General features: G+C 64.3%; 16 protein-coding genes. 10 read left to right on the forward strand and 6 right to left on the reverse strand.

Annotation, left to right across the window (positions count from 1 at the left end; translation table 11 throughout):
- Positions 1-110: 110 nt before the first annotated feature.
- Together ACR9ZN_RS33300 and ACR9ZN_RS33305 are read right to left on the reverse strand one after the other, a co-directional pair.
- Positions 111-1,043, reverse strand: a complete 933-nt coding sequence (locus ACR9ZN_RS33300) for a hypothetical protein (RefSeq protein WP_481274229.1) — start codon at positions 1,041-1,043, stop codon at positions 111-113.
- Between the two features lie 31 nt (positions 1,044-1,074).
- Positions 1,075-1,473, reverse strand: a complete 399-nt coding sequence (locus ACR9ZN_RS33305) for a transcriptional regulator (protein WP_434955871.1) — start codon at positions 1,471-1,473, stop codon at positions 1,075-1,077.
- Between the two features lie 108 nt (positions 1,474-1,581).
- Here ACR9ZN_RS33305 and ACR9ZN_RS33310 point away from each other — a divergent pair, with 108 nt between their 5' ends.
- The 4 genes from ACR9ZN_RS33310 to rpsI all read left to right on the forward strand — a co-directional run bounded on the left by ACR9ZN_RS33310 (position 1,582) and on the right by rpsI (position 4,775).
- The gene (locus ACR9ZN_RS33310; RefSeq protein WP_454813491.1) at positions 1,582-2,796 is read left to right on the forward strand and encodes an MFS transporter; all 1,215 of its coding nucleotides are present in this window, start codon (positions 1,582-1,584) and stop codon (positions 2,794-2,796) included.
- 291 nt (positions 2,797-3,087) lie between these two features.
- The gene (locus tag ACR9ZN_RS33315) at positions 3,088-3,666 is read left to right on the forward strand and encodes a nitroreductase family protein (protein WP_434955873.1); all 579 of its coding nucleotides are present in this window, start codon (positions 3,088-3,090) and stop codon (positions 3,664-3,666) included.
- Positions 3,667-3,835: 169 nt separating this feature from the next.
- Entirely contained in the window at positions 3,836-4,297 is a 462-nt protein-coding gene (gene rplM / locus ACR9ZN_RS33320) for a 50S ribosomal protein L13 (RefSeq protein ID WP_068289828.1), read from the forward strand.
- Between the two features lie 4 nt (positions 4,298-4,301).
- The gene (rpsI, locus tag ACR9ZN_RS33325) at positions 4,302-4,775 is read left to right on the forward strand and encodes a 30S ribosomal protein S9 (protein ID WP_434955874.1); all 474 of its coding nucleotides are present in this window, start codon (positions 4,302-4,304) and stop codon (positions 4,773-4,775) included.
- A 56-nt stretch (positions 4,776-4,831) separates the two neighbouring features.
- Here rpsI and ACR9ZN_RS33330 read toward each other — a convergent pair whose 3' ends face one another.
- Positions 4,832-5,887 (reverse strand): LacI family DNA-binding transcriptional regulator, encoded by a 1,056-nt coding sequence (locus ACR9ZN_RS33330; protein ID WP_481274230.1) that lies wholly within the window; start codon positions 5,885-5,887, stop codon positions 4,832-4,834.
- A gap of 300 nt (positions 5,888-6,187) precedes the next feature.
- Between ACR9ZN_RS33330 and ACR9ZN_RS33335 the strand changes: the two genes are divergently transcribed.
- Entirely contained in the window at positions 6,188-6,367 is a 180-nt protein-coding gene (locus ACR9ZN_RS33335) for a hypothetical protein (protein WP_481274231.1), read from the forward strand.
- A 241-nt stretch (positions 6,368-6,608) separates the two neighbouring features.
- Complete coding sequence (locus tag ACR9ZN_RS33340) at positions 6,609-7,769, forward strand: AAA family ATPase (protein WP_481274232.1); 1,161 nt, start codon at positions 6,609-6,611, stop codon at positions 7,767-7,769.
- A 124-nt stretch (positions 7,770-7,893) separates the two neighbouring features.
- Here the strand turns inward: ACR9ZN_RS33340 and ACR9ZN_RS33345 are convergent, their stop codons facing one another.
- Both ACR9ZN_RS33345 and ACR9ZN_RS33350 read right to left on the reverse strand, forming a co-directional pair.
- Entirely contained in the window at positions 7,894-8,292 is a 399-nt protein-coding gene (locus ACR9ZN_RS33345; RefSeq protein ID WP_441772621.1) for a (R)-mandelonitrile lyase, read from the reverse strand.
- A 178-nt stretch (positions 8,293-8,470) separates the two neighbouring features.
- Positions 8,471-8,989, reverse strand: coding sequence for a PRC-barrel domain-containing protein (locus tag ACR9ZN_RS33350; RefSeq protein WP_481274233.1), 519 nt, complete (start codon positions 8,987-8,989; stop codon positions 8,471-8,473).
- Positions 8,990-9,289: 300 nt separating this feature from the next.
- Between ACR9ZN_RS33350 and speB the strand changes: the two genes are divergently transcribed.
- From speB to ACR9ZN_RS33370, 4 genes are all read left to right on the forward strand, one after another.
- Positions 9,290-10,273, forward strand: a complete 984-nt coding sequence (gene speB / locus ACR9ZN_RS33355; protein ID WP_441772619.1) for an agmatinase — start codon at positions 9,290-9,292, stop codon at positions 10,271-10,273.
- A gap of 41 nt (positions 10,274-10,314) precedes the next feature.
- Positions 10,315-11,388, forward strand: a complete 1,074-nt coding sequence (purM, locus tag ACR9ZN_RS33360; RefSeq protein WP_454816731.1) for a phosphoribosylformylglycinamidine cyclo-ligase — start codon at positions 10,315-10,317, stop codon at positions 11,386-11,388.
- Complete coding sequence (gene purN / locus ACR9ZN_RS33365; protein WP_454813497.1) at positions 11,385-12,020, forward strand: phosphoribosylglycinamide formyltransferase; 636 nt, start codon at positions 11,385-11,387, stop codon at positions 12,018-12,020. Before purM ends, purN begins: the two co-directional genes overlap by 4 nt.
- Before the next feature lie 86 nt (positions 12,021-12,106).
- Complete coding sequence (locus ACR9ZN_RS33370; RefSeq protein WP_434955882.1) at positions 12,107-13,606, forward strand: hypothetical protein; 1,500 nt, start codon at positions 12,107-12,109, stop codon at positions 13,604-13,606.
- A 1-nt stretch (position 13,607) separates the two neighbouring features.
- Here the strand turns inward: ACR9ZN_RS33370 and ACR9ZN_RS33375 are convergent, their stop codons facing one another.
- Positions 13,608-14,033: a DUF3592 domain-containing protein gene (locus tag ACR9ZN_RS33375; protein WP_481274234.1), complete on the reverse strand. Its 426-nt coding sequence runs from the start codon at positions 14,031-14,033 to the stop codon at positions 13,608-13,610.
- Positions 14,034-14,074: the final 41 nt, after the last annotated feature.

Below are 14,074 nucleotides of genomic sequence, written 5' to 3' on the forward strand. Positions count from 1 at the left end.
TTCGGGGTGAGGGCCGCGATTGGCAAAAGTGCATGCAACTGTGATCAAATGGCAACAGAATTGCTCGACCAAGTTGCCGATCGGCCCTCCGGGCCACTATCGGTCCCAGTTTAGCGGGCGATCACCTCGACGTCGCCGTCATGGCCGGCCTTGACGTCGAACTCGCGCGTATAGACCCGGCCCTCATGGCGGGCGACGACGGTGTAGTTGCCTTCCGCCAGGATCAGGGAAGGAAAGGCGCCGATGGATTCGCGGATGACGTCGCCGCCTGGCGTCAGCACCGACCAGGCCGTGTTGGCGATCGCCTCGCCGCCGGCCTGGCTCACCAGCTTGAGCGTCAGCGTCGCCGCCATTTGGTGGAAGGTGGCCTGCGTCAGCTTGCCGGTACCGATCGATAGTTCGGCGGAGACGGTGGCGTTGGACTCGCCATAGGTGCATTCGACGAAATAGCGTCCCTCGGGCAGGCGCAGAATGCTGGTGGCCGGAACGCCCTCGGCGATGAGCCGGCGCTCCCCGGTCGGCTGGATCACCATGACGCGAGCGGTCAATTGCTCGGGCGGGATCGGCTTGTCGAGCACCGAAGCCTCGACCTGCAGGCCGCCCGCCTTGATCACCAGCCCCTGCCGCACGGACGCCTTGTCGACCTCGATCTCCTTGGTCGCGGCGGCAAGTCCATAGGCGGCATGAACGACATAGCGCCCGGGCGCCAGCGAGAATTCGGGAGCCGGATCGTCGGATTCAGCCATCTTGACCGCATCGGCCTCACCCTTGCCGAGGCGGTATACCCGCCATTTCAGGCCCGATGGAATCGGCGCCCCCTTCTCGGCGAAGCTGGCGGAGAGTTCGACCTTGCGCGTGACGGCGGGTTCCTCGGCCGCGGCCGGTGGCGCAGGCTGGGCAGGCGCCTGCGGCGCCGCCGCGGGAGCGGCTTCGGAACTCGGGGGCGTCTGCGCGACCGCCGGCATGGCCACGAGAGCGCCTGCCAGCAGGAGGATCGAAGTCTTGAGGATCGAAGTCTTGAGGATCGAGGTCTTGGCAATCATGGCCGCCACGATTCACGGAAAGGCGGCGATTTCAAGCCCCATCTTCACGCCCGGCCTCCGGGGCTACTGCCTTCGCGGAGGATAAGGCACCGGACAAGCCTTCGGCCTGCCGCTGAAGGCGTTCAGCCCGTGCGGCAGCCAGGATTGGCGCGAGCAGGCCGGGGAAGCGCGATTCGATGTCGTCGGCGCGGAGCGTGATCAGGCGATACGTGCCCATCAAACGCGTGCGCGTCAGGCCGGCCTCGCGCAGGCGCACATAATGATAGGTCAGATTGGTCTTGGAACTCAGGCCATTGAAGGCGGAGCAATTCTGCTCGCCCTCCTCGAAGAGGCCGAGAATGATGTCACGGCGAATGGGATCGCTGAGCGCTTCCAGAACCGTCGTCAACTCGATCTGATCGGTTTCCGGGTGAAAGATCGTCTTGGCCATGACTGGGACATATCGCCTGAGGTCCATTAGTTCAAGAGTCATTGAATTCATTGACAGGCGTGGAGAAGAGTCCATAAGTTCAATAATTATTGAACTTATGGACTCGCCATGTATCGGACCCTGACCTGGCTTGCACTAGGTGCCTTCGCCATCGGCAGCGAAGGCTTGATGATTGCCGGCATCCTGCCGCGCATCGCCGAAGATCTCGGCATCCCCGTCGCCCATGCTGGTCACCTCGTCACCATTTTTGCGCTCGCCTATGCGATCGGCTCGCCGCTTATCGCAGTGATGACGGCGCGCTGGGAGCGTCGCACTCTCCTGATAACGGCCATGGCCGTGTTTAGCCTCGCCAATCTGGCGGCGGCCTTCGCCACCGGCTTTCTCACCCTGGCGGCGTGCCGTATCATCCTGGCGCTATCGGCCGGAACCTTCATGCCGGCCGCCTTTGCCTATGGGGCTGTGTCGGTCGAGCCGGCCAAACGCGGACGAGCCTTGTCCTTCATCTATACCGGCATGACCGTGGCGCTGGTGATCGGCGTGCCCCTGGGAACCGCCATTGCGGCGCATCTGGGTTGGCGGGCGACATTCGTCATGGTTGCCGCCATGAGCCTGCTGGTACTGGCCGGCATCGCCCTGAAGCTGCCGGCGGTGTCGGGGCCTCCGGCGCCCGGCCTCGCCGATCGTCTTGCCGTCGCGCGTCGTTCGGACGTGCTCGAGGTCATCGGCCTGACGGTCGTAGTCCTGGCCGGCGCATTCGGCGTCTACACCTTCATTGGGGCCTATCTCGAAGCCGTGTTGGGCGCCTCGCCGGAAGCGGTCGCCGGCTTCCTGATCCTGGCGGGCCTGGCGGGGGCTGCCGGCAATACAGTGGGTGGATATGCGGCCGATCGCTGGAACCATCGGCGCTTCCTCACCATCGTCCTGGCGGTGCTGGTGGTGAGTTTCGGTGCTCTTCCGCTGATCCCGGCGTTCCTGCCGGGACTGGCCGGCTGGATCGGGGCAGGGCTGGTGCTGGTGCTGTGGGGCGTTTTCGGCTGGGCTTTCCCGGCTGTGCAGCAGGTGCGCCTGCTTGCCATCGACCAGCGCCTGGCCTCGGTCCTGCTGGCCCTGAACGCATCGGCCATCTATCTCGGCACTGCGGCGGGCGCGGCCATCGGCGCCGTGGTGGTCGAGCGCTATTCGGTCCAGGCCGTCGGCTGGGTGGGAGCCGGCACCGAGGTACTGGCGCTCGCCATTCTGCTGGCGACAACCTATCGCCCGGCGCGGCAGACACCGGTAGAGGAGGCGGCCCGCGCCGTCGTCCACCAGGATGCGGCGGAATGACCTCACCGAGTCCGAGCCAAGGCGAATGAACGACAATCTCCTATTTATCAGAGAGATAGGCGAGTTTGTGTAACGGCATCCCGTGATCGCCCGGTCGCAAAGATGGGGAGGACTCAGGCTCATCGCGCCGGAAGTCCTACCCAAGACCTGCCGCAGGCCTTATGTGAGCGTTCGTCTCCTCGGGCAAAGCGCGTTTGAGCAAAACGCCGCCTTGCTCCAACGCCGCGCCCTGACGCGGCTTTGCGATTTTCGGCGAGTGCGCCAGATCGCAATGCATTGGGAATGTACGCCATGGATGCAATCGAGCTTCTGAAGACCCGCCGGTCGGTGCCCCCAGCCATGTTGTCGGCACCGGGGCCGGATGCCGCCCAGCTCGAGACGTTGCTGACCCTCGCAACGCGCGTGCCCGATCACGGCAAGCTCCATCCCTGGCGCTTCGTGATCTACCAGGGCGCCGCGCGCGAGAAGGCAGGGCAGGTCGTCTATGATGCCTTCATGGCTGCTTGTCCCGATGCGGACGAGGGGACCCGCAAGAAGGAATCGACGCGTTTCACCTTGGCGCCGCTGGTGATCGGCGTGGTATCGACGGCTGCCAACCATGTGAAGATCCCGCTCTGGGAGCAGGAGCTGTCGGCCGGGGCGGTCTGCGAGAATCTGGTCATCGCCGCCCATGCGCTGGGCTTCGGAGCGAGTTGGCTCACGGGCTGGATGGCTTATGACGAAAGAGTGCTGGCCAGGCTCGGTATCGGTTCGCACGAGAAGCTCGCCGGCTTCGTGCATATCGGTACACCCAGAGAAACCGTGCCGGATCGGCCGCGTCCCAAGCTCGAGGATCTCATAACTTACTATGGTCAAAATGCAGGTAATTAATTACCTTATATGTAAGTTATTGTTTTTAAATATAAAAATTTGACACGTGCTTAAAATCTCGCGTTGACGCCTATTCGGCTGTCGTGTAGAAGCACTCCAACTCGGCGGCCCCTCAGGCCGCCTTGTCGTTTTCAACCGTCGGATCGACAGCGCAACCATAGGCGACACCATGTCCACCTTTACGCTCAAGACCGCCGATATCGAGAAGAAGTGGGTCATCATCGACGCCAAGGGTCTGGTCGTCGGTCGTCTGGCTTCCGTGATTGCAATGCGCCTGCGCGGCAAGCACAAGCCGACCTACACGCCCCATCTCGATTGCGGCGACAACGTGATTGTCATCAATGCGGAGCAGGTGGTGTTCACCGGCCGCAAATACAATCAGAAGGTCTATTACCACCACACCGGGCATCCCGGCGGCATCAAGGAGCGCAGCGCCAGGTTCATCCTGGAAGGCAAGTTCCCTGAGCGTATCGTCGAAAAGGCCGTGGAGCGCATGATTCCGCGTGGTCCGCTCGGCCGCAAGCAGATGCTCAACCTGCGCGTGTACAAGGGTACCGAGCATCCGCACGAGGCTCAGCAGCCCGAAGCGCTCGATGTCGGCGCCATGAACGCCAAGAATGTGAAGGGCTGATCCGATGGCCGATACGCTCAATTCGCTGCAGGCTCTCGGCGAGGCTGCCGCCGCCGCCGAAGCGCCCAAGCATGTCCAGAAGCTGGACGCCCATGGCCGCGCCTATGCCACCGGCAAGCGCAAGAACGCCATTGCCCGCGTCTGGATCAAGCCGGGTGCCGGCAAGGTCACGGTCAACGGCCGTGAACTGGACGTCTACTTCGCCCGCCCGGTGCTGCGCCTGCTGATCCAGCAGCCGCTCACCGTCGCCAACCGCACCGGCCAGTATGACATCAACATCACCGTCGCCGGCGGTGGTCTGTCCGGCCAGGCCGGCGCCGTGCGCCACGGCGTCTCCAAGGCCCTGACCTATTTCGAGCCGGAACTGCGTCCGGCTCTGAAGAAGGAAGGCTTCCTCACCCGCGACAGCCGCGTGGTCGAGCGCAAGAAGTACGGCCGCGCCAAGGCTCGCCGTTCCTTCCAGTTCTCGAAGCGCTAAGCTTCCGGACAGGACTTACGAAAACCCCGCTTCGGCGGGGTTTTTTGTTGGCTGGCTTATGGCCTTGGCGAAGCGGTCGAGCCCCGGACCACAAGCTCGGTGGCAAACTGCCGTCGGCCGGTCTCGTCGGGCGTGTCGAGGATCATCTCGACGGCGAGCTGGCCCATCGCCGCGATCGGCTGGGCAATGGTGGTGAGCGGCGGTTCGGAAAAGGCGCTTTCCGGCACGCCGTCGAAGCCGATGACCGAGACATCCTCCGGCACCGACAGGGCCCGCTGGTGCAGCCATTCGAGGGCGGCGAAGGCGATCCTGTCTGACATGGCCAGCAGGGCGGTCGGTGGGGCAGGGGCTGCGAAGAGCTGAGCCATCGCGACGTTGACGTCCGTTTCCTCGTTCTGCGTTTCGAAAATCGGCACGATGCGGGTATCGATGCCATGCTCGGAGAGACCGGCGAAGTAGCCGAGTACACGGTCGCGCGAACTCGAATAGACCGCGGCCTCGACCTCCTGCATGGTGGCAGGCCCGGTCCGGTCGTCGGCGAAGGGCATGGACAGGATGGCGAAGCGCCGATGGCCGAGGCTTGCCATATGCGCCGCTGCTGCCTTGGCGCCGGCGAAATTGTCGACGCCGATGGCCGCGATGGCTTCGTCGCGCGTGCCCAGATGCAAAGCCACGAAAGGCAGGTGGCGTTCCCGCGTCAGCTCCACCAGCCGCGGGCCCTCGTCGATGCAGAACAGGATGAAGCCGTCCACCAGGGCGCTCTGCACATTCCAGGCCAGTTTCTGCTCGTTCATGGCCGAGACCAGGGCGATGCCGGCGCCGCGTTCGTCGCAGGCCTTGGAAATCGCTGCCATCATCAGGCGGGCGAAGGGATCTTCGAAGAAATAGGACAGGGGTTCGGCCGTAACGATGCCGAGGGCGTTGACCTTGCCGGCGCGCAGCAGGCGCCCCTTCGGATCGGGCCCGCGATAGCCGAGGGAGGCGGCGACCGCCTCGACGCGCTCACGGACTTCCGGTCGCACCAGACGCGGGCGGTTGAAGACGTTCGAGGCGGTGCCCTGCGACACGCCCGCCGCCTTGGCCACATCCGCGAGCCGTATGACCTTATCCAAGGGGCTTCTCCCATTGCGTTAGCGCCGTGTTCGGCATGGCAGGCGTGCCTAACCGACCTCGACGGACAGCGCGCCGCCGATAGTCGCGCCATCCCGCCTGCTCCCTTCGGCGGGAAGGCGATGCGACCGACTGTAGCATGTCGTTGGATCGATTCAATTTTGCTTGACCCAGAGCAGGTTTTCCGTTAATTTTTGAATCGATTCAATTGATCGTAAAAGAGTTCTTCGCCCGCAACTTGCGGGTTGTTTTTGCGCAAGATATTGAATCGATTCAATAAATTCGACCACGGAGCATCCGTCATGATTCCCTCGAGCTATTTCTTCAAGACGGCCTATCGGCGTCGCTGGGAGCAGCCGGTCTCGCCGGAAGCAACACCGGCCGTCCAGCCGAACCGAGCTTGGTACAGCACCTTGGCGACGGCGATCAGCCATTGGCGCGCACCCAAGCCTTCCGGGCGGGGCGGACGTAGGGGGCGGTGAAGGAGCCACGCTCCCCAGCCATCACCCGCCGTGATCCTGCCTGGGCGGGGCAGCGGCCGTCGATCTGTGATCGCTGATCGTCGAGTCGAACACCAGACTATCCGAAGAGAGCAAGGGACATCGCATCGAAACCTCCGAACTGCGTCTCTGGTCGGATTCCCCGCGCAATGGGTGCAGTGGAAGATGCCGCCCCGAACAACTTCTATGGCAAGCTCGGCCCCTGTCGATTCGGAACCGTGCCATGTCCTTCAGCGTCCGCGATATCTGGTTCAAGGGTTACCGTTCGCTGCGCTCCATCCATTTCGAGGTCGGCGACCTCAGTGTGTTCGTCGGTGCCAACGGCACCGGCAAGACTAACCTCTATCGCGGCTTGCAGTTGATACAGGCGGCGGCACAGGGCAGCTTCGCCCATGAGCTGGCTCGCGAAGGGGGATTGGCGGCCGCGCTGTGGGCCGGCATGCGCCCGAGAAACGAGCCGGCCCGCATCCATCTCGATGTCGGCTTGATCAGTGACAGTGCCCGCTATCGCTACCGGATAGAGGCCGGGCTGGTGCAGCAAGCCGGCGGCGTCATTCTCGGCACGGGCTTTCTCGGCGAGCCGCAGGTCAAGGTCGAGACGCTCAAATTCAGCCATCGCGGCCGCGAACAGACGGTGCTGGAGCGCAAGGGACCGGCCGTCAGCATCGCCGGCCCTGATGGCAAGCGGCGCCCGTTTGGCGTGCCGCTATTGGCGTCGGAAACCGCTTTGGCGACGCTGCAGGACGCCGATCGCCTGGCCGACCTTGCCTCCGTGCGCCGCACTCTCTTGGAATGGCGTTTCTATCACGGCCTGCGCACGGACCGGGATTCGGCGCTGCGCCAGCCCTGCTATGCCGTCACCACGCCGACCCTGGCTTCCGACGGCCACGATCTGGCGGCTGTCTTCGCCACGCTCGTCCATATCCGCGCCGATGGCGAGGCGCTGTTCGACTCTGTCGACGAAGCCTTTCCCGGTGCCCGCCTGGTGGTGCCGATGCCCGATCGCATGGCCTCCTTCGGCATGATCTTTCCCGACAATCCCAAGCGCGTCTACGAGGCGAGCGAACTCTCCGACGGAACCTTGCGCTATCTCGCGCTGGCCGGGGCGCTGTTGTCCGCCCGACTGCCGCCCTTCATTGCCTTGAACGAACCGGAAGCCAGCCTGCACCCCGATCTCCTGGCTCCGCTCGCCGGCATGATCGTGCGCGCCTCGCGCCGGACCCAGATCTGGCTGGTGACCCATTCGCAAGCCCTGGCCGACGCCATCGAAACCCTCTCCGGCGTGCCGGCGCACCGTGTGATCAAGCGCGGCGGTGAAACCTGGCTTGAAGGCCTGCGGCTATCGGGCGATTTCGCCGAGGATGACCAGGCAGATACCCCTTGATCGAGCCATGGGCGCGATCAAGGGGGATCTGCAAGATATCAAACAGCTGCAGAGTTCCCGGCGAAACCCATTCGAGGGCCTCGCCGGGAAACTCTGCTTGGAGAGGGAACTCGATATGGCGTGCTCAGCGAGCGCCATATTGCTCGTCGCTGACCTGTTCGAGCCAGTCGACGGCTTTGCCGTCCAACTGCTCCTGGATGGCGGTATGCGTCATTGCCGTGGTGGCAGCGGCGCCGTGCCAATGCTTCTCGCCGGGGGCGAACCAGATCACGTCGCCCGGCCTGATCTCCTCGATCGGGCCACCCTCGCGCTGAGCCAGGCCGCAGCCTGCGGTCACGATCAGGGTCTGACCGAGTGGATGGGTATGCCAGGCGGTGCGGGCACCAGGTTCGAAGGTGACGCTGGCGCCGATGACGCGGGCCGGTTGCGGTGCGCTGAACAGGGGATCGATCCGGACAGTGCCCGTGAACCAGTCCGCAGGTCCGCGCCCGGAAGGCTGTGAGCCGCTCCGCTTGATTTCCATGATGATCCTCGCGATCGATGGGAGAAGGCTGGATCTTAGCGGTGATGGCTGCGTCGTCATAGTCCATTCAGACCCGCCCCTCGCCGGTATGGCGAGAAGCGGGTCCAGCCGGGAACCGCGGTGGGATCAACCTGCAAGCCGGGGATCACGTCGAATCCGGCTAGCGTCGAAGGCGCGCCTATTGGGTGACGGCTTCCGAGGCGTATTTGAAGGCTGGCGCTGCTTCCAGCTGCTCCTTTGTCATCGCCAGCATGCCGCGGGCCGGATAGTCCCGTACCTGGTTGACGGGCTGGGTCTCGGGAGTCACGGGCGCTGCCGATGGCGTGCCTGCAGGTGCCGGAGCGCCAGCGGCGGGTTGGGCCGGGGCCGGAGCGGCGTCCGTCCAGGTTATGGCGGTGTAGGGCAGGGCGACATTCTTTTCCCCCATGCCCAGGAAGCCGCCGACGCCGATAACGACGCCGACGACCGTGCCTTTCTTGTCGACCAGCACGTCGTTGACATTGCCGACATTCTCATCCTTGGCATTGTAGATCTTGACGCCGACGAGCTGGCTGGCCCGGTATTGGCCGGGCTCGGCCTTGGTGACGAAGGACACCGCCCCCACTGGGGCGGGGGTGGTCTGCTGCGCCAATGCCGCGGTGGGCAAGCCCAGCAGGGTGACGAGGGCGACGGTGCAAGTGGCTTTTCTCAGGATCATGGAAACCTCCTTTGATGAGCCGTTCCACCCCATAAAACCAAGCTGGCGATGCGATGTTCCAACGAAACCGGCTCAACGGCTCCATGTGAGGCCGAAACCACGCCATCGGACATATTCCCTTTGTCACGCATTGCCCTTAAAGCCAGGGGCGATATTCGTAAGCAAAACGCTAAGCAGATTCCTCCTGATCGGGCCACGGGCGCAATCAGGAGGAATCTGCAAGATATCAACATTTGCAGAGTTTCCTGGTGAGGCCCATCCGTGGGCCTCACCAGGAAACTCTGCTTGGAGGAGAATCCCATGGCTGGTCCCACTGATGATCCCAAGCGCCCGCGCCCGACCGACAATGCCGTCTTTCGCAAGGAGGTGCTCGGTGGCGCCACCGAGCCGACCTATGGAGGCATCTTGTCCTTCATGCGCCGGCGTTATCAGCGTGACCTGACCGGTATCGACGTTGCCGTCTGGGGCATTCCCTTCGATGCGGCGGTGTCCAACCGGCCCGGCGCCCGCTTCGGACCCCAGGGGGTGAGGCGCGCTTCGGCGATCTTCGACGGCGACCCGCAATATCCCTTCCAGGCCGATCCGTTCGAGCAACTCGCCGTGGTCGACTATGGCGATTGCTCCTTCGACTATGCGCGCCACGGCGAGATCCCGGCCTGCATCGAGACGCAGGCGCGCGACATCATCGACACCGGCACCATGCTATGCTCGATCGGCGGCGATCACTACGTCACCTGGCCGTTGCTCAAGGCCCATGCCGCCAAGCATGGTCCGATGGCGCTGGTGCATTTCGACGCCCACCAGGACACCTGGTACGACGACGAAGGGCGCATCGACCACGGCTCCTTCGTGGCGCGCGCCGTGCGCGAGGGCATCATCCTGCCGGAGCGCTCCATCCAGATCGGCATCCGCACCCATGCGCCGGATGATTGCGGCATCGAGATCCTCTATGGCGAGGATCTGGAAACGCTCAGCGTCGCCCAGGTGGTCGAGCGTGTCCGCCAGCGGGTCGGCGATGCCAAAGCCTATATCACCTTCGACATCGACTGCCTCGATCCGGCCTATGCGCCCGGCACTGGCACGCCTGTCGCCGGCGGTCCCTCGTCGCGCCAGGCGCTGATGATCCTGCGCCGGCTCGGCTTTCTCGACATCGTCGGCTGCGACCTGGTGGAAGTCGCACCTGCCTATGACCATGCCGATATCACCTCGATTGCGGGCGCGACGGTACTTCAGCATTATCTGGGCTTGATTGCCGAGCGGAAGCAGGGCAAAGCCGGGGCATGAGCAAGACGCCCAAGAACCCAACGGCCAAGAACCCGACGTCCATGAGCAACGAACGCAAGAACTCGCTGACCTACGCCGACGCCGGTGTCGATATCGATGCCGGCAATGCCATGGTCGATGCCATCAAGCCCCTGGTCCGCGCCACTCGCCGCGTCGGCGCCGATGCCGAGATCGGCGGCTTCGGCGGCCTGTTCGATCTCAAGGCCTGCGGCTTCAAGGATCCTGTCCTGGTCGCGGCCAATGACGGCGTCGGCACCAAGCTGAAAGTCGCGATCGAGACCGGCATCCACGACACTGTCGGCATCGACCTGGTGGCGATGTCGGTCAACGATCTGGTGGTGCAGGGCGCCGAGCCGCTGTTCTTCCTCGATTATTTCGCCACCGGCAAGCTGGCGCCGGGGCAGGGCGTTGCCATCGTCAAGGGCATCGCCGAAGGCTGCAAGGATGCCGGCTGCGCCCTGATCGGCGGCGAGACCGCCGAAATGCCGGGCATGTATGCCGATGGTGACTACGACCTCGCCGGTTTCGCGGTCGGCGCCGTGGAGCGCGATGCCATCCTGCCGCGCGGCAGCGTGGCCGAAGGTGATGTCATCCTCGGCCTGGCTTCCTCAGGCCCGCATTCCAACGGCTATTCGCTCATCCGCAAGATCGTCGAGCTCTCGGGTCTCGGCTGGGACGCTCCGGCGCCTTTCGCCGAGGGCAAGACTCTCGGCGAAGCGCTGCTGACGCCGACGCGCATCTATGTCAGGCCGTTGCTGGCGGCGCTGAAGGCGACGGGCTCTTCCGTCAAGGCGCTCGCCCACATCACCGGCGGCGGCTTCCCGGACAACATCCCGCGCGTGCTGCCGGATGGCATCGCGGCGTCCATCGACCTCTCGTCCTTCACCCCGCCGCCGGTCTTCGGCTGGCTGTCGCGCACGGGTGGCGTCGAAGCGCATGAGATGCTGCGTACCTTCAATTGCGGCATCGGCATGATTGTCGTCACGGCCGCGGCCGATGCGGAGGCCGTCGAAGCTGCTCTCGCCGAAGCAGGCCTGCCACCGGTCCGTCTCGGCACTGTGGTGACGCAGGACGGCGCCGAACGCGTCGGCTATCGCGGCACGCTGTCGCTATGAAGGGACGCAAGCGCGCCGCCATCCTGATCTCGGGGCGCGGTTCCAACATGGCCGCGCTCATCGAAGCTGCGAGGGATCCGTCCTATCCAGTTGAGATCGTTGCGGTTATTTCCAACCGCCCGGGAGCGCAAGGCCTGGCTCGGGCACGCGAGGCCGGCATCGCCGCCGAAGCTGTGGACCACAAGGCTTTTGCCAGCCGCTCCGATTTCGAGGCGGCGCTGGAAGCGCGGCTGGAAGCCCATGTCGTCGATCTTGTGGTGCTGGCAGGATTCATGCGGTTGATGACGGCGCCTTTCGTGCAAAGCTGGACCGGGCGCATGATCAACATCCATCCGGCCCTGCTGCCGGCCTTTCCGGGGCTTGCCACCCATGAGCGCGCGCTCGAGGCCGGGGTGCGCCTGCATGGCTGCACCGTCCACTATGTCACGCCCGGCATGGATGAGGGGCCGATCATTGCGCAGGCGGCAGTGCCCGTGCTGCCCGGCGACACGGCTTCGGATCTTGCTGCGCGCGTGCTGCTTGCCGAGCACAAACTGTATCCGGCAGCTCTCGCCCGTGTGGCGCGTGGTGAGGCACCGGTCATGGGCGAGCGCGTCGAGATCGCCCCCGGCGATCTGCTGTTCTGCGAGTGACATCGGCGACCGCGTCGCCACCCTATTGTCCGACCCGAACTGTCTTTGACCCAGTTTTTCTCATTTAGGATTTTCGAGGAGCCAGAATGTCGATCATGAACGGTGTCGCGCTTCGCATGAAGAGGGAAACGGCGCTGTCATCAGCCGCTGCGTGCTGCGCCGTCCTGTTGGCCCTCACCAGTGCTACATCTGCCTCGGCCGAACCGGCCACGGCGGAAGGCGCGCGCAAACTGACCGAGACCTTCCAGTCTTATATCGGCTCCGTACCGTTCGAAAAGGGCTTCATCGCTATCGCGCCCAAGGACGACGGTTACGATGTGACCCTTTCCTTCGATGGCACCAAGCTCGACGCCGCCAAGGGCAAGGGCGTCGCCGAGGTCTTGCGCATCAATCCTTACGTGGTGCGCCTGACGCCGCAGGCTGACGGCAATTGGGCTGTGAAGAGCGGCCCGGCGCCCATTGCCGTGGCCTGGAGCCGGGTCTGGAAGGAAAGCCCGGAGACCGGCAGCCTGAATTTCACCGCCTGCGCCAGCCAGGGTGTGTTCGCTCCCAAGCTGATGAGCTTTGCGACCCTGACGGCCGGCTGCGACGGCAGCGCCGCGACGGTTCGCAATCATGATGCCGACATTGATCTGTCGACCGGCAAGTTCGGCTTTGCGACCAGCAGCAAGCCCGATGCGAACGACGGCGTCGACGTCAAGTTCGACAGCGAGTTGCAAGGGCTGAAGGGCAAGGTCCAGGACAAGAAGGATCAGCAATTCCCGGTATCGTTCGAACTGGCCGGCGGCCAGCAGACGTTTTCGGCCACCGGTATGCGCTTCGCGGCGATCTATGATCTCGTTGCCTTCCTGCGCGAGCACCCCTCCAAGGGGCAGATCGTCCTGGCGCAGGACGACCTCAAGACCAAGCTGCGAGCCGCCTTGCCGTTCTGGCAGGAGGTTTCGAGCACGTCCCACATCGAAGACCTCGTGGTCACCCTGCCGTTCGGCCAGGTCAAGCTGGGCAAGGCCCGGCAGGCCTACGGGCTCACCGGCCTGGTGAAGCAGGGCTACTATTCCGACGCACTGAACTATTCCGGCCTCGAGATTCCTGACGTCGTGGTGCCCGAATGGGCCCGCTCGCTGATCCCGGCCCAAGCGAACTACGCCACCAAGCTGTCCCTGAACGGCCTCGACGGCATGGCAGACGTGCTGATCCGGGGCCTCGATGCCACGCAGGATCCGCCCTTCAGCAAGATGATGGCGGTGGCGCTGATGACGCGGCTGCTCGACGGCGACCTCAATTACAAAGTCAATTTCGACATCACCGCTCCCGGCTACACCTTGAAGGGGGATGGCAGCGCGGCGGTCAATCCCGAGCCGACGGCCAGCCTTTCGGTATCCGCCACCGGCTTCGACGCGGTGATGGAGAATCTCGGCAAGGCCGATATCGAGGATGCGCGTAAAGTGGTGTTCTTCCTCTCCTTCGTGAAGGGACTCGCCAAGGAAGAGGCGAACGGGCAACTGGTCTGGAACGTCTCCTACGACATCGTCACGCATAGCGTGAAGGTCAACGACCAGGTCTTCCGCCTGCCGCAGCCGGACTAAGTCAAGTCTTGCCGGCGGTGCGCCTGCGGCCGATGAAGGTCGCGAGGCCGCCCACCAACAGAAAGGCCGTGCCGAGCAAGGCGGCAAGGCCTGTGAAGAACCAGCGCCCGAGCAGGCCGTCGAGCGTGGCGTCGGTCGGAATGGCCGGATTATAGGCGACGGTCACACTGTCGCCTTCGCGCAGGAGGGAACTGCGCACGAGGTTGGTGAAGCGGATGACACTGCCCTGCGGTGTCGAAAAACTGACGACCGGATAGGGATTGACCGAGACGATGGTGCCGGCGGCCGAGGCCGTACGAGGGCTGCGCCATTCGCTCATGCCGAGCACCGGGGCGGCAAGCAGCCCGGCGAAGCCCAGGATGAGGAAGCTACGCCCCACGATCGACAGGGCTGCCGGGCCTCGGACACGTCGCACGCTCACCATCATGTCATTCCAGTCACAATTCCGATGTCCGGGGTTTACGGCAC

The sequence above is a fragment of the Labrys sp. HAY1-8F genome, assembly GCF_056754975.1.

Bases quoted from the DNA above. Each gene is read 5' to 3' on its own strand.
- ACR9ZN_RS33300 (WP_481274229.1), bottom strand. From the start codon at position 1,043: ATGATTGCCAAGACCTCGATCCTCAAGACTTCGATCCTCAAGACTTCG.
- ACR9ZN_RS33370 (WP_434955882.1), top strand. From the start codon at position 12,107: ATGTCGATCATGAACGGTGTCGCGCTTCGCATGAAGAGGGAAACGGCG.
- purM (WP_454816731.1), top strand. From the start codon at position 10,315: ATGAGCAACGAACGCAAGAACTCGCTGACCTACGCCGACGCCGGTGTC.
- rpsI (WP_434955874.1), top strand. From the start codon at position 4,302: ATGGCCGATACGCTCAATTCGCTGCAGGCTCTCGGCGAGGCTGCCGCC.
- ACR9ZN_RS33350 (WP_481274233.1), bottom strand. From the start codon at position 8,989: ATGATCCTGAGAAAAGCCACTTGCACCGTCGCCCTCGTCACCCTGCTG.
- ACR9ZN_RS33315 (WP_434955873.1), top strand. From the start codon at position 3,088: ATGGATGCAATCGAGCTTCTGAAGACCCGCCGGTCGGTGCCCCCAGCC.
- purN (WP_454813497.1), top strand. From the start codon at position 11,385: ATGAAGGGACGCAAGCGCGCCGCCATCCTGATCTCGGGGCGCGGTTCC.
- ACR9ZN_RS33340 (WP_481274232.1), top strand. From the start codon at position 6,609: ATGTCCTTCAGCGTCCGCGATATCTGGTTCAAGGGTTACCGTTCGCTG.
- ACR9ZN_RS33345 (WP_441772621.1), bottom strand. From the start codon at position 8,292: ATGGAAATCAAGCGGAGCGGCTCACAGCCTTCCGGGCGCGGACCTGCG.
- speB (WP_441772619.1), top strand. From the start codon at position 9,290: ATGGCTGGTCCCACTGATGATCCCAAGCGCCCGCGCCCGACCGACAAT.
- ACR9ZN_RS33375 (WP_481274234.1), bottom strand. From the start codon at position 14,033: ATGATGGTGAGCGTGCGACGTGTCCGAGGCCCGGCAGCCCTGTCGATC.
- ACR9ZN_RS33335 (WP_481274231.1), top strand. From the start codon at position 6,188: ATGATTCCCTCGAGCTATTTCTTCAAGACGGCCTATCGGCGTCGCTGG.
- ACR9ZN_RS33310 (WP_454813491.1), top strand. From the start codon at position 1,582: ATGTATCGGACCCTGACCTGGCTTGCACTAGGTGCCTTCGCCATCGGC.
- rplM (WP_068289828.1), top strand. From the start codon at position 3,836: ATGTCCACCTTTACGCTCAAGACCGCCGATATCGAGAAGAAGTGGGTC.
- ACR9ZN_RS33305 (WP_434955871.1), bottom strand. From the start codon at position 1,473: ATGGCCAAGACGATCTTTCACCCGGAAACCGATCAGATCGAGTTGACG.